General features: G+C 57.0%; 17 protein-coding genes and 1 other annotated feature. Of the genes, 5 read left to right on the forward strand and 12 right to left on the reverse strand.

The window, feature by feature from the left end; all coding sequences use genetic code 11:
- Positions 1-12 precede the first annotated feature (12 nt).
- Together KPHS_36430 and KPHS_36440 are read right to left on the reverse strand one after the other, a co-directional pair.
- Positions 13-1,377: a carbohydrate porin gene (locus KPHS_36430; protein ID YP_005227943.1), complete on the reverse strand. Its 1,365-nt coding sequence runs from the start codon at positions 1,375-1,377 to the stop codon at positions 13-15.
- Positions 1,378-1,733: 356 nt separating this feature from the next.
- Positions 1,734-2,666, reverse strand: a complete 933-nt coding sequence (locus KPHS_36440) for a tRNA-dihydrouridine synthase C (RefSeq protein ID YP_005227944.1) — start codon at positions 2,664-2,666, stop codon at positions 1,734-1,736.
- Positions 2,667-3,023: 357 nt separating this feature from the next.
- Here KPHS_36440 and KPHS_36450 point away from each other — a divergent pair, with 357 nt between their 5' ends.
- The 4 genes from KPHS_36450 (at position 3,024) to KPHS_36480 (ending at position 6,119) form a co-directional block, all read left to right on the forward strand.
- Positions 3,024-3,422 carry a CidA/LrgA family protein gene (locus KPHS_36450; RefSeq protein ID YP_005227945.1) on the forward strand — a complete coding sequence of 133 codons (399 nt, stop codon included), beginning with the start codon at positions 3,024-3,026 and terminating at the stop codon, positions 3,420-3,422.
- Positions 3,419-4,114, forward strand: coding sequence for a CidB/LrgB family autolysis modulator (locus tag KPHS_36460; RefSeq protein YP_005227946.1), 696 nt, complete (start codon positions 3,419-3,421; stop codon positions 4,112-4,114). Before KPHS_36450 ends, KPHS_36460 begins: the two co-directional genes overlap by 4 nt.
- Positions 4,115-4,241: 127 nt before the next feature.
- Positions 4,242-5,126 (forward strand): cytidine deaminase, encoded by an 885-nt coding sequence (locus KPHS_36470; RefSeq protein YP_005227947.1) that lies wholly within the window; start codon positions 4,242-4,244, stop codon positions 5,124-5,126.
- A gap of 276 nt (positions 5,127-5,402) precedes the next feature.
- Positions 5,403-6,119: an outer membrane permeability protein SanA gene (locus KPHS_36480; protein YP_005227948.1), complete on the forward strand. Its 717-nt coding sequence runs from the start codon at positions 5,403-5,405 to the stop codon at positions 6,117-6,119.
- A gap of 70 nt (positions 6,120-6,189) precedes the next feature.
- Here the strand turns inward: KPHS_36480 and KPHS_36490 are convergent, their stop codons facing one another.
- From KPHS_36490 to KPHS_36540, 6 genes are all read right to left on the reverse strand, one after another.
- Positions 6,190-7,200 (reverse strand): beta-methylgalactoside transporter inner membrane protein, encoded by a 1,011-nt coding sequence (locus KPHS_36490; protein ID YP_005227949.1) that lies wholly within the window; start codon positions 7,198-7,200, stop codon positions 6,190-6,192.
- A 15-nt stretch (positions 7,201-7,215) separates the two neighbouring features.
- The gene (locus tag KPHS_36500) at positions 7,216-8,736 is read right to left on the reverse strand and encodes a methyl-galactoside transport system ATP-binding component (RefSeq protein ID YP_005227950.1); all 1,521 of its coding nucleotides are present in this window, start codon (positions 8,734-8,736) and stop codon (positions 7,216-7,218) included.
- Between the two features lie 118 nt (positions 8,737-8,854).
- On the reverse strand, positions 8,855-9,883 hold the full coding sequence (locus tag KPHS_36510) for a galactose ABC transporter substrate-binding protein (RefSeq protein YP_005227951.1): 1,029 nt from the start codon (positions 9,881-9,883) through the stop codon (positions 8,855-8,857).
- Between the two features lie 266 nt (positions 9,884-10,149).
- Positions 10,150-11,172 (reverse strand): DNA-binding transcriptional regulator GalS, encoded by a 1,023-nt coding sequence (locus KPHS_36520; protein ID YP_005227952.1) that lies wholly within the window; start codon positions 11,170-11,172, stop codon positions 10,150-10,152.
- 155 nt (positions 11,173-11,327) lie between these two features.
- Positions 11,328-12,485, reverse strand: coding sequence for a DUF418 family protein (locus KPHS_36530; protein ID YP_005227953.1), 1,158 nt, complete (start codon positions 12,483-12,485; stop codon positions 11,328-11,330).
- Positions 12,486-12,500: 15 nt separating this feature from the next.
- Complete coding sequence (locus KPHS_36540) at positions 12,501-13,169, reverse strand: GTP cyclohydrolase I (protein YP_005227954.1); 669 nt, start codon at positions 13,167-13,169, stop codon at positions 12,501-12,503.
- Positions 13,170-13,529: 360 nt separating this feature from the next.
- Between KPHS_36540 and KPHS_36550 the strand changes: the two genes are divergently transcribed.
- Positions 13,530-14,363, forward strand: a complete 834-nt coding sequence (locus tag KPHS_36550; RefSeq protein ID YP_005227955.1) for a putative esterase — start codon at positions 13,530-13,532, stop codon at positions 14,361-14,363.
- Positions 14,364-14,433: 70 nt separating this feature from the next.
- Here the strand turns inward: KPHS_36550 and KPHS_36560 are convergent, their stop codons facing one another.
- The 4 genes from KPHS_36560 to KPHS_36590 form a co-directional block, all read right to left on the reverse strand.
- On the reverse strand, positions 14,434-14,964 hold the full coding sequence (locus tag KPHS_36560) for a colicin I receptor (RefSeq protein YP_005227956.1): 531 nt from the start codon (positions 14,962-14,964) through the stop codon (positions 14,434-14,436).
- Positions 14,434-16,406, reverse strand: a sequence feature (potential frameshift: common BLAST hit: gi|152971132|ref|YP_001336241.1| colicin I receptor). It overlaps the preceding gene by 531 nt.
- A complete protein-coding gene (locus KPHS_36570) occupies positions 14,961-16,406 on the reverse strand; it encodes a ferric iron-catecholate outer membrane transporter (protein ID YP_005227957.1) in 1,446 nt (481 codons plus the stop codon). It overlaps the preceding feature by 1,446 nt. The genes KPHS_36560 and KPHS_36570 overlap by 4 nt, the downstream gene beginning before the upstream one ends.
- Positions 16,407-16,905: 499 nt before the next feature.
- Positions 16,906-18,375: a lysine transporter gene (locus KPHS_36580; RefSeq protein YP_005227958.1), complete on the reverse strand. Its 1,470-nt coding sequence runs from the start codon at positions 18,373-18,375 to the stop codon at positions 16,906-16,908.
- 178 nt (positions 18,376-18,553) lie between these two features.
- Positions 18,554-19,420: a putative DNA-binding transcriptional regulator gene (locus KPHS_36590; protein ID YP_005227959.1), complete on the reverse strand. Its 867-nt coding sequence runs from the start codon at positions 19,418-19,420 to the stop codon at positions 18,554-18,556.
- Positions 19,421-19,483: the final 63 nt, after the last annotated feature.

Below are 19,483 nucleotides of genomic sequence, written 5' to 3' on the forward strand. Positions count from 1 at the left end.
AGATCGCGACTATCAGAAGGTCACGACGGTTTTCCACTCCACTACCCACGCGTCCTGGGTCTGCGCGACGCCGCCCGGACGGTGCCAGTACTGCAGGCCCGGCTGCAGCTCCAGCCAGGAGACCGGGCGGAAGCGATAATAGAGCTCACCGTTCAGCGAATGACCGGCCACCGGCTGGTAAGCCGGATCGTTATAGTCGGTGGCGCCGCTTATCTGATTCATATAGCGCTGATTACGTGCGTAGTGGCTGCTCATGTCGATCCACGTCAGGCCGAAGCCAATCCAGTCCTCCGGGCGGGCGTCAAACAGACCGCGGTAGCGCATGGAGGCGGCGACGGCGGAGTGGATATAGTTGCTGCGCTGGTCGCTGAGGCTGCCGCTCAGTGAGACGCTCATCCCCCGCAGCGGGTCGTCGGCGTGGCGGGTGATCTGCTGGTTCAGGCCGGCGTACATAAACCAGGTGCTGTCGTGCTCGGCGTAACCTTGCGGATCGGTCGCCCCGGCGCCGCCGGATTTACCGCTGTAGAGGTCGCTCTGCGGCGCGTTAGTCCAGACCACGCCAAGGTTATAGGCTCCCGGCAGGCCATTAATCAGCGGACGGGTTTCGATCTCCATTGGCAGTAAGATGCCTTTGCTACCCTTCGTCGACCAGCTCCACGCGTGGCTGCGCGCGGTAGCCTGCGGGTTTTGCTCCATCACTCCGCCTTTCAGGGTGACGGTCGGCGTCAGCTTGTACTCCAGGGTGGTGCCCCAGGTATGAATGTTCCAGTTATTCCAGGTCAGCGAGTTGGCCGATTTCCCACCGCACTGGGTCAGCAGCTGAAAATCGCAGGGTATGATCTGGTCGAAGGTTTGCACCTTGTTCATCATGCCGATGCGCCAGGTCAGGCGGCGGTCGTCAAAGCTGCGGGCAAAGGTGAGCCAGCCAAGGCGGGTAATCGACCCGCCGCCCCAGCTCTCCTGCGATAGATCGTTGAAACTCACCCGCGGATCCTGCAGCCGTTTCGTGGTGAGATTATCATCGTGGTTGCGGTTGACGATGTTGCCTTCGAGACGCGCATCCGGTATGCCGGTCCAGCGCTCCAGATCCTGGGTAAAGGTCAGCGCCACCTGGTCAATATAGGCCAGGTGTTTATCATGGTCATAACCGCCGCCGGCGTTGTAGGCCATCTCGTTAAGATAGCCGAGATTATAATGAAAGCCGTTTTCTTCAAGGATCGGACGAATGCCTAGCATATCGCCCAGCAGACCTTGCTGCCCGGCTTCAAACCCCAGCGCGCTGCCGTTCCACGCCGGGATGTCCGCGGCGCTCACGGCAGGCGCCATGGCCGCCAGCATAGCGCCGATCAAAAGCTGATTTATTTTTTTGTTATGCATTGTGATATCCACCGTGACTGAATAAAAACAAAGGGGATCCCCAGGCTATTTATTTACCCGTTTTCTTTTTTTAAAAATGAATGGCAAAAAGCGTCCGTCGGTAATAAAACCGCGACAATGCCAGAGAAATCGTTATTCGCATCTCATTGTTTTACATCATCATTTTATCCACCCTGAATTTTTACCAAAAAAAAACCTAAGCACTTTGCGCCACGAATGACGAAAGTGCTTAGGTTTTGCCTGAGTTCAGTAGCAATCCTGAATTGATTGACCGCACATTATCACTTTATTCAACCCATGCCTATCATCAATAGGCATGCAAGTAATAATATGTGAAGCGAATAACAGTATGGCGGTTAATAGCGGCCGATCGCCGCCGCTATTTCAGCAGACGTTTGCAGGGCGCGAATTTCATTAAACAGGGTCAGCGCCTCGGTATATTCCTTGCGTAAATAGCCTAACCACTGCTTAATTCTCGCCACATGATACAGACCGGTATCACCCTGCTTTTCCAGGCGGGTATATTTTTGCAACAGCTGGACCACCTGCGGCCACGGCATGCGCGGTTCATTGTATTTGATCACCCGGCTGAGGTTCGGCACATTGAGCGCCCCGCGGCCAATCATCACCGAATCGCAGCCGGTGACAGCCATACAATCCTGGGCGCTTTGCCAGTCCCAGATTTCACCGTTGGCGACCACCGGGATAGTCAGGCGCTGGCGGATCTCGCCGATCGCCTGCCAGTTGATGCGTTCGGCTTTGTAGCCATCTTCTTTGGTACGGCCGTGAACCACCAGTTCGCTGGCCCCCGCCTGCTGCACCGCGTCGGCGATTTCAAAGCGCCGTTCACCGCTGTCCCAGCCAAGACGAACTTTCACCGTCACCGGCAGATGCTCGGGAACCGCCTCTCGCATGGCTTTCGCGCCGCGATAGATCAACTCTGGATCTTTCAGCAGCGTTGCCCCGCCGCCGCTGCCGTTTACCAGCTTCGACGGACAGCCGCAGTTTAAATCCACCCCCCATGAACCCAGCGCCACCGCGCGGGCGGCATTTTCCGCCAGCCACTCGGGATATTGTCCCAGCAGCTGGACGCGGACGCGGGTGCCGGACGGCGTGCGGCTCTGGTGATGCAGTTCCGGGCATAGCCTGTAGAACGATTTTACCGGCAGCAGTTGATCCACCACGCGCAGAAATTCGGTGATGCAGAGATCGTAATCGTTAACCTCGGTCAGCAGCTCACGCACCAGCGAATCGAGCACGCCTTCCATCGGCGCCAGTAGAACACGCATATCGTTACCCGGAAAAAAAAGAGGCGCTATGGTAGCGCCTCCGGGCGCTGGTTGAAAGCGCTCAATGCGTCGGACCAGACGCACGCCGTTCCCCGCACGCTCGATGCGGCAAAGCGGCGAGATAATCTCTATGCTTTACAGGGGTCTGTGGCGTCCCATTCGCCTTTATTTGCCGCGCCTCATCCAGCAAGGTAGCGTGGGGAGCGATCCCGCCTGAGCCGCAAGGTGTCGGGCCCTGACGGGTGAGACCATGGTTCCCGTAAGCTATCAGCGCTATGCATAGAATTCATGATGTGATCGGTAGCACATTTTAGGGATTAATTGTATGATGAATGCACTTCATCAAGGGTTATTACCATGAGTAAATCGCTGACTATTATCTGGCAGTACCTGCGGGCTTTCGTCCTGATTTACGCCTGCCTGTACGCCGGAATTTTTATCGCCGGGCTGCTGCCTATCACTATCCCCGGCAGCATCATCGGCATGCTGATCCTCTTCGTGCTGCTGGCGCTGCAAATTATGCCGCCGCAATGGGTCAACCCCGGCTGTAATATCCTGATCCGCTATATGGCGCTGCTGTTCGTGCCGATCGGCGTTGGGGTGATGCAGTACTGGGATCTGCTGCGCGCCCAGCTGGGGCCTGTCGTTATCTCCTGCGCCATCAGTACGCTGGTGGTGTTTGTAGTGGTGAGCTGGAGCTCCCATTTGGTGCATGGCGAACGTAAAGTGATTGGCCAAAAAGGAAAAGAAGAATGATGCATGAAATCTGGTGGTCGCTACCGCTAACCCTGATCGTCTTTTTTCTCGCCCGCAAACTGGCGGCCCGCTTTAAGTTCCCGCTGCTCAACCCGCTGCTGGTGGCGATGGTGGTGATTATTCCATTTCTTCTGCTGACCGGGATCTCCTATGAGCGTTATTTTGCCGGCAGCAAAGTCCTGAACGATCTGCTGCAGCCGGCGGTAGTGGCCCTTGCGTTCCCGCTGTATGAACAGCTGCACCAGATCCGCGCCCGCTGGAAATCTATCATTACCATCTGCTTTATCGGCAGCTGCGTGGCGATGATCACCGGCACCACCGTCGCTCTGCTGATGGGCGCCACGCCGCAAATCGCCGCCTCTATTCTGCCTAAGTCAGTCACTACGCCGATTGCTATGGCGGTTAGCGGCAGCATCGGCGGCATTCCGGCCATCAGCGCCGTGTGCGTAATTTTTGTCGGCATCCTCGGCGCGGTATTTGGGCATACGTTGCTTAACCTGATGCGCATTCGCACCAAAGCGTCGCGCGGCCTGTCAATGGGCACCGCCTCGCACGCCCTCGGCACGGCCCGCTGCGCCGAGCTGGACTATCAGGAAGGCGCGTTTAGCTCACTGGCGCTGGTGCTGTGCGGGATCATCACCTCGTTGATGGCGCCGTTCTTATTTCCGCTGATCCTCGCAGTGGTAGGTTAATAGTGATTTAAATCACATTTTTTAATGCAACAAATCGGAGTTGCATAAAAAATGAGATATTCATCACATATGGAACCGCTGGCCGCCCGTACACTGACTTCCCATTACACTGTTATGAGGCAACGCTATGCACTCACGTTTTCAAGCTGCTTTGACGACTCTGGCAGCAGATCTGCAGGCGGCCATCGCCCCCATGCTCGCCGACCCGCATTTCCCGGCGCTGCTCGAAGCCGATCAGGTGGCGACGCTGCAGCATGCGACAGGTCTGGACGAAGACGCGCTGGCTTTTGCGCTACTGCCGCTTGCCGCTGCCTGCGCGCGCCCCGACCTTTCTCATTTTAACGTCGGGGCTATCGCCCGCGGCGTCAGCGGCCGCTGGTACTTTGGCGGCAACATGGAGTTTCTCGGCGCTACCATGCAGCAGACCGTTCACGCGGAACAGAGCGCCATCAGCCACGCCTGGCTGCGCGGCGAGACCTCCCTGCGCGCTATCACGGTGAACTACACGCCGTGCGGTCATTGCCGTCAGTTTATGAACGAACTGAACAGCGGGCTGGCGCTGCGCATTCATCTGCCGGGTCGCGAAGCGCATGCCCTGGAGCACTATCTGCCGGACGCCTTTGGCCCGAAAGACCTGGAGATCAAAACCCTGCTGATGGATGAACAGGACCATGGCTTCCCGGTCAGCGGCGATGCCCTAACCCAGGCAGCTATTCAGGCCGCCAACCGCTGCCATGCGCCCTACAGCCACTCGCCTTCCGGCGTGGCGCTGGAGCTGAAAGACGGTACCATTTTCAGCGGTAGCTATGCGGAAAACGCAGCGTTCAACCCGACGCTGCCGCCGCTGCAGGGGGCGCTGAATCTCCTGAGCCTCAACGGCTATGATTATCCCGCTATCCAGCGGGCAATCCTGGCGGAGAAAGCCGACGCGGCGCTGATCCAGTGGGATGCCACCGTCGCCACCCTGAAGGCGCTGGGCTGCCACAATATTGAGCGCGTCCTGTTAGGTTGATCAGCCTGAGCAGATTGCCGGACGGCGTCTTCGGCTTATCCGGCCGACCTTTTATACCGTTAGGTGTCGGGTGGCGCTACGCTTACCCGACCTACGGTTCGCGCCATGGCGAGCTGAAGATCCCTATGCCCGGGTGTCGGCTCACGCCTTACCCGGCCTGCGTTCGGCGATCTGTCTATATTGCTGAAAATCCCCGCAATCAAACGCGGGTTTCTTGCGCTTACCCGGCGGGTAAAGTAGCCTGAAGACTCCGTTGTCTATTATTGAGCCAAGTTCATGTTAAAGCGTGCGTTCTACAGCCTGTTAGTCCTGCTCGGCCTGCTGCTGTTGACCGTGCTGGGCCTTGACCGCTGGATGAGCTGGAAAACCGCGCCCTATATCTATGATGAACTGCAGGACCTGCCCTACCGTCAGGTCGGTGTGGTGCTGGGCACCGCCAAATATTACCGCACCGGCGTCATCAATCAGTATTACCGTTACCGCATCCAGGGTGCGCTGAACGCCTACAACAGCGGCAAGGTCAACTATCTCCTGCTGAGCGGCGATAATGCTCTGCAAAGCTACAATGAACCGATGACCATGCGTCGGGACCTGATTAAAGGCGGCGTCGATCCCGCGGATATCGTACTGGACTATGCCGGTTTCCGTACCCTCGACTCGATCGTCCGTACCCGGAAAGTGTTCGACACCAACGACTTCATTATCATCACCCAGCGCTTCCACTGCGAACGGGCGCTGTTTATCGCCCTGCATATGGGGATCCAGGCCCAGTGCTACGCGGTGCCGTCGCCGAAGGATATGTGGAGCGTGCGGCTGCGCGAGTTCGGCGCCCGCTTTGGCGCGCTGGCGGACCTCTATATCTTCAAACGGGAACCGCGCTTTCTCGGCCCTCTCATCCCGATTCCGGCGCAGCAGCATGACGTGCCGGATGACGCCCAGTCCTACCCGGCCGTCACCCCGGAGCAGCTGCTGGAGCTGCAGAAAGAAAAGTAGCCTCCATCAACGCATTCGTTTCAGATATAAAAAAACCCGCGCCAGGCGCGGGTTTTTGATGCGTTCAATCTTATTTCTTACGGGCGTATTTCAGGGAGTCCAGCGCCACGGCGAAGATAATAATCGCCCCCTTAATAATGTACTGCCAGTAAGGGTTGACGCCGATATAGGTCAGGCCGTAGTTGATGACGGTGAAGATAATCACCCCGGTCACCACGCCAAACACCGTCCCTACCCCGCCGCTGAACGATACGCCGCCCACCACACAGGCGGCGATGGCGTCCAGTTCATACATAAAGCCGAGGTTATTGGTCGCCGAACCGATACGTCCGGCTTCCAGCAGGCCGCCGAAGGCGTAGAACACGCCGGAGAGGGCATAGATCATCAGCAGGTTTAACGCTACGTTAACCCCGGAGACCTTCGCCGCTTCCGGGTTACCGCCGATAGCGAAAATGTTTTTGCCAAAGCGCGTCTTGTTCCACAGGATCCAGACAAAGAAGACGGCAATCAGCGCGTAGAAGGTAATGTAGGACAGGCGGAAGGAGCCCAGCGCCACAAACCCCTGCGCGAAATGGGAGAAGTGGCTGTCGAAGCCGGAGATCGGCGACGCGCCCACGAAGTCGTAGTACAGCGAGTTAATGCCGTACACGATGATCATGGTGCCGAGAGTGGTAATAAACGGCGTCACGTTCAGGTAGGCAATGACGATCCCGTTAATCAGGCCGATGACCGCCCCGATGGCGCACACCAGCAGGATCACCAGCGGGATCGGCATGGTCGCCATATCCGGGAATACCTTATTGGCATTATCCACCGCCTGCAGCATGGTGGCGGCAATTACCGCCGCCAGACCCACCTGACGGCCGGCGGAGAGGTCGGTCCCCTGCGTGACGATAAGTCCGGCCACGCCGAGGGCAATAATAATACGCACCGAGGACTGGGTCAGAATATTACTCAGGTTGAGCAGACTTAAAAATGTCGGATCCTGGAAAATAATAATGGCCAGCAGGACCAGAAGGACAACATATATCCCACCCTCTTTCAGGTAAGTGAGAAAACTCTTTTTATTTAACGCACTCATGTGAAGCCCCTGATCTTAAAGGTGCAATGACGCAAGACGCAGTATTTCGTTTTGCGTGGTGGTTTTAGTCTCAACAATGCCCGCGACCAGGCCGTTGCTCATCACCAGAATGCGGTCGGTAATCCCCAGCAGTTCCGGCATTTCGGAAGAAATAATAATGATCCCTTTGTCTTTTTTAGCCAGTTCGGCAATCAGCTGATAGATTTCAAACTTGGCGCCGACGTCGATACCGCGCGTTGGCTCATCCAGCATCAGGATCTCCGGCTGGGTCAGCAGCCAGCGGCCTATAATGACCTTTTGCTGGTTACCACCGGAAAGCGAGCCAATCTGCGTATGCTGACCGGGGGTTTTGACGCGCATCGAGTCAATAACCCATTGGGTATCGCTCTTCATTCGCGAGTTATCCAGCAAGCCGATGCTGTTTTTATATTTCTTAATATTGGAGATCAGCGAGTTAAACCCGATATCCAGATAGGCGTAAATCCCGGTAGAGCGCCGCTCCTCGGTCACCAGCGCAAAACCGTGGTTAATCGCCTCGTTGGCGCTGTGGTTGTTGATCTTCTTGCCGTGCAGCGTGATGGTGCCGCTGGCCTTCTCACGGATGCCGAACAGGGTCTCCACGATGTCGGTGCGTTTAGCGCCCACCAGGCCGGCGATACCGAGAATTTCGCCCTTATGCAGGTCAAAGGAGACATCGCGAATGGAGGGCTGGCGCAGCGAGGTGAGATTGCGCACCTGGAGGATCACTTCGCCCGGAGTGTTTTCGCGATCCGGAAAACGCTGGTTAAGCGAACGCCCGACCATCATGGCGATGATCTTATCCATATCCAGCCCTTCCAGCGGCTGGGTGGCGATCCACTGGCCGTCGCGCAGGATGGTTATTTCATCGCACAACTGGAAAATTTCTTCCATTTTATGCGAGATATAGACGATACCGCAGCCGCGATCTTTCAGCTTACGGATGATCTTAAACAGATGGTTGACCTCTTTTTCCGTCAGCGATGACGTCGGCTCATCCATGATGACGATTTTGGCGTCATAGGAAAACGCCTTCGCGATCTCAATCATCTGCATCTGAGATACCGATAAGGTACCGACGCGGGCGCGCGGATCGATATCAATATCCAGCTCATCAAAAATGGCCTTGGTATCCCGGTACATTTTGTCCTGATCGACAAACATGCCTTTAGTTGGATAGCGCCCGAGCCACATGTTATCCATGACCGAACGCTGTAATACCAGGTTTAATTCCTGATGCACCATCGAAATACCGTTTTCCAGGGCTTCTTTCGCCGAATGGAAATCGATCTCTTTTCCCTGAAAAAGAATGCTACCGGAATCTTTTTGATAGATCCCAAAAAGGCATTTTAATAATGTCGATTTACCGGCGCCGTTCTCACCCATTAACGCATGAATGGAGTGCGGACGAACCTTCAGGTTGACATTATCAAGAGCCTTGACGCCAGGAAACGATTTGTTGATGTTGCTCATCTCCAACAAATATTCGCCTGACCGTTCGCTATTATTGCTGACCATAGTTATACCTGGCTGCGTTCATGCAAGCCCCGTCCGGCGCACTAGCGCCAGCAGGAGTCTGGTTCTGTATCAGGAATAATCGGGCGTGGATAACCCACGCCCGCAACTCACATCACGATTATTTGCCGGTAAACTGGCTCAGGTTGTCTTTATCGACGCCCACGTAGGGGACGCGAACAATCTTGTTGTCAATTTTCCAGTTGGTGCCTGCCGCGGCGTCTTTCCCGTCGGCAAGGTTTTTCGCCAGCTCGAAGGTCGCTTTTGCCTGGTTGTTGGCATCGTTCAGCACAGTACCGGCCATCGCGCCGGATTTCACCAGCGCCAGGGCTTCCGGCAGGGCATCAACGCCGAACACCGGAATGCTGCTCTTGTTGTGCGCTTTCAGCGCTTCAACCGCGCCCATCGCCATGGCGTCGTTGTTAGCGATCACCACTTCAATCTTGTTGGCATTCGGGCCGGAGAGCCAGGCGTCCATTTTGTCTTTCGCCTGGGCGGTATCCCACATCGCGGTATCCAGCTGCAGCTGCTGGGTCTTCAGACCTTTATCATTCAGCTCTTTAATAACGTAAGTGGTACGCGCTTCCGCATCCGGATGGCCCGGCTCGCCTTTCAGCAGAACGTACTGGATCTGACCGTCTTTATTCAGATCCCAGTTCGGGTTGGCTTTCCAGTGCTTGGCGATCAGATCGCCCTGAATAATCCCGGACTCTTTCGAGTCGGTACCGACGTAATAAGCCTTGTCATAACTATCCAGCGCTTTGCGGGAAGGCTCTTTGTTGAAGAACACCACCGGAATATTCTGCCCGCGCGCCTTTTCAATCACCGTACCTGCGGCGGCCGGGTCAACCAGGTTAATCGCCAGCGCCTTCACTCCTTTCGCCAGCAGCACGTCAATCTGATCGTTTTGTTTCGACTGGTCGTTCTGCGAATCATTCATCAACAGTTGGACGTCTGGCGCGGATTTGCCATCTTTTTCAATCGCCTTACGCACTACCGACATAAAGTTGTCGTCATATTTATAAATCGTCACGCCGATACGGGTATCTGCTGCGTGTGCGGCGGCGCCAAATAACAGACCAGCCATTACAGCAGACAGGGTAAACACCTTCTTATTCATGGAATCTCCGGTTTTATTATGCAGGGTCATTATTGTGAGAAAATGCAGGCGGGATTTGTTGCATTAGTGTTACCGCACAACGCATTTCACGACGAAAATTCGGTCTTCCGTGTCGGGTAACGCTCCAGAAAAATACGACTGTAAAACTCGTTTAACGCCTTGTTCCTACTAAATAAAGTGAGGAATATCCATCACCTCGTGGTTCAGACTGGTAAACGCTGCCATCATAATCAGGCGAATGTTAATATACTGTGAATTTACTCACAAATTGAAAGCGGTTACATCCCGCGATCGCGTCAGTTAGTGATCGGCCCCACAGTTTGCCGCTGGGCAACGGAATGACGGCGCACCAGCGTCGGCATAAAGCAGTGCGTCGCCTCGCGATCCAGCTTGCCGGCCGCCCCCAGCAGCGCCAGCTCGGTGGCCAGCTTTGCCATCGACATTACCGGATAGCGCACGGTGGTGAGCTGAGGATCGGTGTAACGGGAAATAGGAATATCATCAAAGCCAATCAGCGACAGATGCTGCGGCACGACAATGCCGTTGTCCTTCAGCGTCGTCAGCGCGCCGGCCGCCATGCTGTCGTTATAGGCAAACACCGCGGTGAGGCCGAGATTGCGCCCCAGCAGTTCGACCATCGCCGCTTCACCGCCCTGCATATCCGGGGAGCCGGAACCGATCCAGCTGTCCGGGGCGATGATGCCTTGCTCCTGCAGCGCTTTGCTCCACCCTTCCCGGCGCATATCGTCATCTTCAATGCCGTGGTTTGAGGAGAGATAGCCGATGCGCTGGTGACCATGATTGAGCAGCATACGGGTGGCCATCAGCGCGCCGCTGACGTTGTCGAGCCCTACGCAGCGATGGGCATACCCCGGCACGATGCGGTTGATCAGCACCATCCCCGGGATATGTTGCATAAAGTCGCTCAGTTCATCATCGCTCAGCGCTTTCGAGTGGACGATCAGCGCCGAGCAGCGCTGACGGATCAGCACCTCGATGGCGTGACGTTCTTTTTCCGCCTCATGATAGCTGTTGCCGATCAGCACATATTTCTGATGCTGCTGAGCAACGGTATCCACTGCTTTCACCAGCGCGCCGAAGAAGGCGTCGGAGACGTCCATCACCACCACGCCGATGGTATCGCTGACCTGGGTGGCCAGCGCCTGGGCGTTGGCGTTGGGCCGGTAGCCCAGTTGGGTCACCGCTTTCATCACCACGTCGCGCGTATCCGGACTCACCAGCGCGCTGTTATTCAGCACCCGCGACACGGTGGCCACGGAAACGCCCGCCTGGCGGGCGACATCACGAATGGTGATCATACTCAGCGACCTTAAGAGAATTACAGCACGTCACATTCACCTCCTGTGCTTAGCAAGGAGGCTATTCTGGCAGCGACCCGCGGTCCGCTGCGTGAGTGAGGTCACACGGCTGGAAACGTTTACATCCGTTTTGTTAATGATTGTGATCGAGATCGTTATCTGGATGTGTCTTTCAATGATGTGCCTGACGCACGCAGGGTTAACTGACGCCACAGCCATTCCACCGGCCCCTGGCGGAAGCGGCGCAGCCAGAGCGATGAGACAAGGAGGTTAACGGCCCAGATGGGGGGGACAAAGGCCAGCAGCTGCAGACGATCGAAGCGCATAAACAGCCCAAGATGATAAAACAGGGTGGTGCAGATCAGGGTCTGCAGCAGGTAGTTGGTCAGCGCCATGCGTCCGACGCAGGCGATAGCGCCCACCAGGCGGAAACGGCAGAGCTGCGGCCAGTAGCCCCAGGCCAGCGCGGCATAGCCGATAGCCTGCAGCGGGGCGCTAAGTTCGCGCGGCGCCTGCAGTAAAAACGCGCACCAGCGATAGTCCCAGGCCAGATACCACTGGGCGAATATTGCCGGCAGATTGACCGCCATGCCGGCCGCCACCAGCAGCGCGCCGGTACGCCGGTAGTGACGCAGGCTAAACTGCCCCTTCAGCCAGCCGCTGCGCATCAGCGCCGCGCCCATCAGCATCATCCCAGCCAGCTGCCAGCCATACTGCGCGCCCAGCGCCAGCAGATTGTCAGATAGCATATCCGCCCGGTTGCTGACCGCCTCCATGCCACCGTGCAGCTTCCAGTACTGCTCATACTGCAGGTTCGCCGCGTCCGGCGCCCACGAGCGATTCGCCGCGGTCCCGGAGATCAGCCCCAACAGGACCAGCACTGCAATGCCGGTGAGGTAGAGCACCACCCCGGTATTGAACAGCGATTTGACATGGTGCGCCTCACGCACCATGCGCCAGCTCACCAGCCCCACCAGGGCATAGGCCAGCAGAATATCGCCATCCCAGAAAAAAAGACCGTGAATGAAACCGAGCAGCGCCAGCAGCGTCAGCCGCGACTGGATCCAGCGCTTCCCTCGCGGAAGCAATAGCTGAAGACCGGCGCCAAACAGCAGCGCGAACAGGGTGAGAAACTTCACCTGCGCCAGCAGGTCGAGGAGCGCCCAGGTCCAGGCATCGCTAAGGGACGCGCTTCCTGACCAGGCGGGATTGAGATAAGCGGCCTTCGGCAAGCCGAAGGCGCTGATATTGAGAAGCAGGATACCGAGGATGGCGACGCCGCGGACAAAGTCCAGCGTGACATTTCTCTCCATGCACCCTGCTCCGTTTTAGTTGTGGTGACGTACTGCGCGCAGGAATTCCTGGCGGGTATTCTGGCTGGATTTAAACAGGCCGCCGAGAGAGGTGGTGGTGGTGGCGCTGGTCGCGTCGCGAATGCCGCGCGCCTTCACGCAATAATGCACCGCGTCAATGGATACCGCCACGTTGTTGGTGCCGAGCAGCGTCTGCAGCGCGATCAGGATCTGCTGCGTCAGACGCTCCTGGACCTGCGGACGTTGGGCGAAAAACTGCACGATGCGGTTGATTTTCGACAGGCCGATCACCGAATCTTTCGGGATATAGGCTACCGTCGCTTTACCATCGATGGTAACGAAATGGTGTTCGCAGGTGCTGGTCAGGGTGATATCGCGCACGGTGACCATTTCATCGACCTTCATTTTGTTTTCAATGACGGTGATTTTCGGGAAGCGAGAATAATCCAGCCCGGAGAAGATCTCATCGACATACATTTTGGCGATGCGATGCGGGGTCTCCATCAGACTGTCATCACTCAGATCCAGATTCAGCAGTTGCATAATCTCGGTCATATGACCGGTAATCAAACGCTTGCGTGTTTCGTTATCAATTTCTTGTACTGGCGCACGCATCGGCGTCTCCAGCCCACGAGCGACCAGCGCTTCATGAACGAGGACGGCTTCTTTACTCAGTGATGACATTTATGTTTCTCCTGCAGGTGTGGCGCTCTTTGCTTTTTCTGGGGGCAAAGTTTGTATTCATTGTGCGTGAGGTGGCGCACAGAATCCAGTAGCCGTAACGATAATTATTGAAATTGGCGCTGCCTTTTATTAGGGAGCGAAGCCATGCCTCAGGCGCGACGCCAAATCCTTATCGCCGTATCCGGAATGTTCCAACCGCTGTACGCATTCATAAGCGCCGTCGCTACACCGGCATGTTGGCTATAAGTTGCATTAATGATGCAGTAAGTTCTCAAAAGGAGAAAGTGAAAGTTGCTCACCGGCTAATGAAATATCTGTATTATGAACGTTTACGCGCACATCCCTTCCGAGGAGCCTTGCATGGAACTGCTTGAAGAGCATCGCTGTTTTGACGGCCAGCAACAACGCTGGCGTCATCACTCCCCTGTCCTGAACTGCGCCATGACGTTCAGCATTTTTTTACCGCCTGAGCGCGAAACGCCGCCGCCGGTGCTGTACTGGCTGTCGGGGCTGACCTGTAACGATGAGAACTTTACCACCAAGGCGGGCGCCCAGCGCATTGCCGCCGAGCTGGGCATCGCGCTGGTGATGCCGGATACCAGCCCGCGCGGTGACGAGGCGGCCAACGACGACGGTTACGATCTCGGACAAGGCGCCGGCTTCTACCTGAACGCCACCGAGGCGCCCTGGGCGGCGCACTACCGAATGTATGATTACCTGCGTGACGAACTGCCCGCGCTTATTCGTAGCGAGTTTAGCGTCGGCGAACGCTGCGCCGTCAGCGGCCACTCGATGGGCGGCCACGGCGCGCTCATTATGGCGCTCAAAAATCCCGGCCGCTACGCCAGCGTCTCCGCCTTCGCGCCGATCGTCAATCCCTCCCAGGTCCCGTGGGGCAAGAAAGCGTTTACCGCCTATCTCGGCGCGGATGAATCGGCATGGCACTCCTGGGACAGCTGTGCGCTGATGCAGGCCAGCCGGCCGGAGGACGCCGTGCCGACGCTTATCGATCAGGGCGACAACGATCCATTCCTTGCCGGACAGCTGCAGCCGGCGGTACTGGCGGAGGTCGCGCGGCAGAAGGCCTGGCCGTTAACGCTGCGCATCCAGCCCGGTTACGACCACAGCTATTACTTCATTGCCTCGTTTATTGAAGACCATCTGCGCTTCCATGCGCAGCATCTCTTTGGCTAAACGCCAATGCGCCGCGAAGCTGCTTCGCGGCGCATGTTCAGGCCTACAGGATGCGTTTTAGCGCCGGCAATCAGAAGCGATAATCCACCGCCATAAAGTAGCGACGGCCTTCTTCGGTATAGCTGTAGTCGTCCCGGCTCAGATCTTTATCACCCACGTTCTGCACCCCGGAGCGCAGTTTCACGTTTTTGGTCACCTGCCATGCCGCGCCAACGTCAAACAGGGTGTAGCCGCCCGGCGTTTTGCCGGTGGCGCTCACCGCGCGCTGCTGGCCGGTATAGTTGGCCGTCACGTAGAAGGACCAATCGTCCAGCGGTTTCCAGTCGAGCGTGCCGTTGGCGGTATGGAACGGCAGCGTCTGCAGCGGTTTGTCGCCGCCATTGCTCAGATCGCGACCATCGTTGTAGGTGTAGTTCACCGTCAGCTTCCACTCATCGCCAAACGGGATCTTCACCTCCGTCTCTACCCCTTTGATGCGGGCTTTGTTGACGTTGAAATAGCGGAAGATCGGCACGCGCTTGCCGTTGACGGTTTTCCAGCCGACAAAGTTCGGGTAGCCCGGCGCTTCGCTGGCGCTGGAGGTGCGCAGAACGTCGATCATGTCGTCGACATTATTCTGGAAGGTGGTGATGCTGCCTTCGACATTTCAAGCCAGCCCTCTTCCCCGCGGTAGTAGAGACCGAGCTCGAAGCTTTCGCTGGTTTCCGGTTTCAGATCCGGGTTACCGACGATGCTGCACGAGCCGCGGCAGGAGTTGGTGGTCCAGTCGGGGTTAAGCTGCAGCAGCGACGGGGCTTTAAACGCCGTCGCCCAGCCGCCTTTGACGGTGACGGTATCGGTGGCGTTATACACCAGATAGGCGCGCGGGCTCCAGTGATCGCCATAGGTCTGATGGTCGTCCATACGAATGCCGGTGGTCAGCGCCAGCGGCTCGATGATGCGCCATTCGTCTTCGATAAACAGGGCGTACTGGCTGGCCGACGTTGACTGGCCGCCGCTGCTTAGGTTGACCGGATCTTTCAGTTTGTCGTGGCGCCATTCGCCGCCGAAGGTCACCAGCTGGTTAATCATGCCCAGCGGCAGGACATACTTGCCGTCGATGGCATTGCTTTCCGAGGTAATAGTCCCGCTCTGCCCTGGATTTTTGTTATCCACCTTTTCGCCGTAGAACTTGAGCTCGCTGTTGCCGATATCCCAGCGGCCGTTATGGCTCAGAGAGTAGTTCTCCCGCTCAAGGCGGTTGCGGTCAAGGGAATCGGAATCGCGATCCTGACGGTCAAAGCCGTAGCCTGCGGTAAAATCGTGGTTTTCGTTCGGCGTCCAGGCGAATTCAACATTGCCATCGCGGCTGGTGAAGCCCTCGATGCGCGGCGTCTCGCCGGTGGCATTACTGGATGACTGCGGATCGTCCTTGGCGCGTTTTGCCAGGCTGCCGTAGGCCTTCATTCCAAGTACGCCGTCGATCAGCGGGCCGCTGGTGAAGAACTGGCCGTTCCAGGTATCCCCGCGATCGCGGTGCTCCTGAATAGTGGTATCAGCACTCAGCGTCCCGGTCCATTTCTGGCCGATTTTTTTGGTAATAATGTTGACCACCCCACCGAGCGCATCGGAGCCGTAGAGGGAGGACATCGGGCCGCGCACCACTTCGATACGCTCAATAGCATCCACCGGGATCCAGTTAAGGTCGAAGTCATTGTGGCGGAAGACGGCGTTCCGCGAGTTAACGCGCTTGCCGTCGACCAGGATCAGGGTATAGCTGCTGCTCAGACCGCGGATGCTAACGCCCTTGCGGTTATCCCCTTCGTTGGTGAGCTGGACCCCAGGCACATCGCGCAGCACGTCTTTCAGGTTCTGAACAGGCTTGCGTTGTAAATCCTGTTGGGTGATGACGCTGATGCTCGCCGGCGCGTCTTTGACATTCTGTTCAGTGGCCGAGGCGGTCACCACCAGCGTTTCTTCATTCACATCGGCCAGAGCCGGAAACGCCAACGATACGACGGACGCAGACAATCCCGCCCGGATAAAAGGGTTTAACCTGAACATTCCAAATCTCCATGAGGTGTACAACCAAACAAACAACAAGGTGCTGCTCACACGCGCTGGCGGCTTGCCGCTCTGTCGGCGGCATGCTCGCGCTGTTTTCTCGTCGATGTGGCTGGTCGCCCGGTGTCAGTCTGTACAAGCGGCAGAGACGGGGAGTGGCTTCATCCGTAATGGGCGAAAATGATAAAGATAATGATTACGATTATCAATATAATTATGAAGAATTGTGACAAGCTGTAACCGCACAAACATAAAAAAAAGCCCTCTGTTCAGAGGGCTTGCGGGTGATGACAAATCTGTCTTCGTTATTGTGCTCACATGTCTGCCGGGTGGCGGCTTCCGCCTTACCAGGCCTACGAAACATCGCAATATCAATCAGTTACGCGGTTATCTGTAGGCCCGCGCAAGCGCAGCGCAGCCGGGCAATCCCTGAAGATTGCACTTTGCCAGCAATATAAAGCCCTCTTCACAGAGGGCTTTTATCGCACAATCGCGAAGATTAACGCTTAAAGCGGTCCGGGAAGGTCATTTCGCTGTAGCGAACAAAGCGGGTGCCTTTCGCCAGCTTGTAACCAAACCAGATGACGAGGAACAGCGGAATACCAATGTAGGTCGCCGCCACGCCGCCCCAGTCAATGGTGTCCTTGAGGAACGCTTCATAGTTCTGTCCGAGGGTGATGATCAGGCACAGCACGAAGGCGAAGATCGGCCCCAGCGGGAAGAACCCGGAACGATACGGCAGATTATTAATATCGTTACCCTGCAGGACGTAGCCGCGACGGAAACGATAGTGGCTGATCGCAATACCCAGCCAGGCGATAAAGCCCGTCATCCCGGAGGTGTTCAGCAGCCACAGGTACACCGTCTGGTTGCCAAACATGGAAGTCAGGAAGCACAGCGCCGCGATCACGGTGGTCGCGTACAGCGCGTTACGCGGCACGCCGCCACGCGACAGCTTCGAGAAAATACGCGGCGCTTTACCGTCGCAGGCCAGGGTGTACAGCATACGCGTGGAGGCGTACATCCCGGAGTTACCCGCCGACAGCACGGCAGTCAGGATAACGGCGTTCATGATTGCCGCCGCCGACAGCAAACCAGCATGCTGGAACACCAAGGTGAACGGGCTGACGGAGATATCCTTCACATCGTTGCGCAGCAGACTCGGATCGGTATACGGAATGATCAGGCTGATAATCAGGATCGCGAAGACGTAAAACAGCAGGATACGCCAGAAGACCTGGCGCACCGCGCGCGGAATGTTCTTCTCCGGATTTTCAGATTCACCGGCAGCGATGCCGATAAGCTCGGTGCCCTGGAACGAGAAGCCGACAATCATCGCCACGCCAATCATCGCCGAGAAACCGCCGGCGAACGGCGCATCCGCGATCCCCCAGTTGCTCCAGCCGGCTGGCTGCGCCCCTTTGAAGATGCCGACAATCATCATCACGCCGACGATGATAAAGATAATGACAGTGGCTACCTTTATCAGCGAGAACCAGTATTCCGCCTCGCCAAAGCCGCGCACCGAGATCCAGTTCAGCAGGAACATGATGCCGAGGAACAAGGCGCTCCAGATCCAGCCCGGAGTGTCGGGGAACCAGTAGCTCATCACCAGCTGTGAGGCCACGAGGTCAACGGCGATCGTCACCGCCCAGTTGTACCAGTAGTTCCAGCCCAGCGCGAAGCCGAAGCCTTCTTCAACATAATTCTGCCCGTAGGTGGCGAAGGAACCGGATACCGGCATAAACGCCGCCAGCTCGCCGAGGCTGGTCATCAGGAAATAGACCATCAAACCGATCAGAATATAAGACAGCAGCGCCCCGCCGGGACCTGCTTGCGAAATGGTTGCGCCAGAGGCAACAAAAAGACCCGTACCGATGGAACCGCCGATGGCGATCATGGTCAAGTGGCGCGCCTTCAGTTCACGACGTAGCGTGGGCGCTTCTGTGGTTTTAGTTTCCGAAACCATGTGATAATGCTATCCATCCAAAAAATGAGGCGCGATTGTAGCAGACGATCGGGGTTCCATCCGGTACAAATGCAAAGTTATAAGAGAGCTTCATGATCGCCCGCAAATTATTAGTAAAGCACTAACCTGCGGAATTGCCAGCGAATTCCCCCCGTAATCAGGCGATAAAACCGGGCTGCTACACCTGGCAATAGTGCAGAAAACGTTGTAATGCTTTAGAAATATGCTTCTGCCGGTGATGGATCCGCCACAGCGTGCGCGTCAGCCGGGGCAATGGCACTTTCAGCTCCGCCAGCGTGCCCGAGGCAAGCTGTTCGGCAATCACCCGCCGCGATAGACAGCTGATGCCCAGGCCATGCCTGACCGCGTGCTTGATCGCCTCTGAATTACCCAGCTCCATGCCCAGATGAAACGCCGGCAGATGCGACAGCAGAACGTAATCGACAATCTCCCGGGTGCCGGAGCCATGCTCGCGCAGGATCCACGGCGCCTCAGCCAGTTGCTGCAGGGTCACCTCCCCCGCCAGCAGCGGTGAGTTGGGCGCGGCAAACACCACCAGTTCATCCTCCAGCCACGGCTCGGCAATAATATCGGCGGCATGGCACGGCCCCTCAATCAGGCCGAAATCCACCCGCAGGTCGGCGACGGCGTTGATGACGTCCAGGCTGTTGCCGACGCTCAGCTCGACCGGCAGATCCGGGAAGTCATGACGATAGCGGGCAATAATCTCCGGCATAATATAGTTGCCGATGGTGCTGCTGGCGTAGACTCGGATCGCCCCGTTATCGCCGCGAAACAGCTGCTCGATCTCCAGGGCCCGCTCCAGCAGCGCCAGCGCACGCGGGTACAGCAGCCGTCCATGCTCATTCACCACCAGTCGTTTACCGACGCGGTCAAACAGCTGCACGCCGAGCTGCCCTTCCAGATCGGTCAGCGCGGCGCTGACCGCGGATTGCGAAAGCGCCAGCATCTGTGACGCCTGAGTGGTCGACCCACTCTTGTGGACTTCGGCGAACACTTCCAGCTGCCGCAGCGTAATATGCATAACCCACCCGTTTAGTAATCCAACCTGAATAACCTTCCTTACTATGGTGACACAAATCGAGGC

This window comes from Klebsiella pneumoniae subsp. pneumoniae HS11286 (assembly GCF_000240185.1).
Lineage (GTDB): Bacteria > Pseudomonadota > Gammaproteobacteria > Enterobacterales > Enterobacteriaceae > Klebsiella > Klebsiella pneumoniae.

Excerpts from the sequence above, each read along its gene's own strand:
- KPHS_36440 (YP_005227944.1), bottom strand. The coding sequence starts at position 2,666 with ATGCGTGTTCTACTGGCGCCGATGGAAGGCGTGCTCGATTCGCTGGTG.
- KPHS_36490 (YP_005227949.1), bottom strand. The coding sequence starts at position 7,200 with ATGAGTGCGTTAAATAAAAAGAGTTTTCTCACTTACCTGAAAGAGGGT.
- KPHS_36570 (YP_005227957.1), bottom strand. The coding sequence starts at position 16,406 with ATGTTCAGGTTAAACCCTTTTATCCGGGCGGGATTGTCTGCGTCCGTC.
- KPHS_36540 (YP_005227954.1), bottom strand. The coding sequence starts at position 13,169 with ATGTCATCACTGAGTAAAGAAGCCGTCCTCGTTCATGAAGCGCTGGTC.
- KPHS_36530 (YP_005227953.1), bottom strand. The coding sequence starts at position 12,485 with ATGGAGAGAAATGTCACGCTGGACTTTGTCCGCGGCGTCGCCATCCTC.
- KPHS_36520 (YP_005227952.1), bottom strand. The coding sequence starts at position 11,172 with ATGATCACCATTCGTGATGTCGCCCGCCAGGCGGGCGTTTCCGTGGCC.
- KPHS_36510 (YP_005227951.1), bottom strand. The coding sequence starts at position 9,883 with ATGACCCTGCATAATAAAACCGGAGATTCCATGAATAAGAAGGTGTTT.
- KPHS_36450 (YP_005227945.1), top strand. The coding sequence starts at position 3,024 with ATGAGTAAATCGCTGACTATTATCTGGCAGTACCTGCGGGCTTTCGTC.
- KPHS_36430 (YP_005227943.1), bottom strand. The coding sequence starts at position 1,377 with ATGCATAACAAAAAAATAAATCAGCTTTTGATCGGCGCTATGCTGGCG.
- KPHS_36460 (YP_005227946.1), top strand. The coding sequence starts at position 3,419 with ATGATGCATGAAATCTGGTGGTCGCTACCGCTAACCCTGATCGTCTTT.
- KPHS_36470 (YP_005227947.1), top strand. The coding sequence starts at position 4,242 with ATGCACTCACGTTTTCAAGCTGCTTTGACGACTCTGGCAGCAGATCTG.
- KPHS_36580 (YP_005227958.1), bottom strand. The coding sequence starts at position 18,375 with ATGGTTTCGGAAACTAAAACCACAGAAGCGCCCACGCTACGTCGTGAA.
- KPHS_36560 (YP_005227956.1), bottom strand. The coding sequence starts at position 14,964 with ATGATCGACGTTCTGCGCACCTCCAGCGCCAGCGAAGCGCCGGGCTAC.
- KPHS_36500 (YP_005227950.1), bottom strand. The coding sequence starts at position 8,736 with ATGGTCAGCAATAATAGCGAACGGTCAGGCGAATATTTGTTGGAGATG.
- KPHS_36550 (YP_005227955.1), top strand. The coding sequence starts at position 13,530 with ATGGAACTGCTTGAAGAGCATCGCTGTTTTGACGGCCAGCAACAACGC.
- KPHS_36590 (YP_005227959.1), bottom strand. The coding sequence starts at position 19,420 with ATGCATATTACGCTGCGGCAGCTGGAAGTGTTCGCCGAAGTCCACAAG.
- KPHS_36480 (YP_005227948.1), top strand. The coding sequence starts at position 5,403 with ATGTTAAAGCGTGCGTTCTACAGCCTGTTAGTCCTGCTCGGCCTGCTG.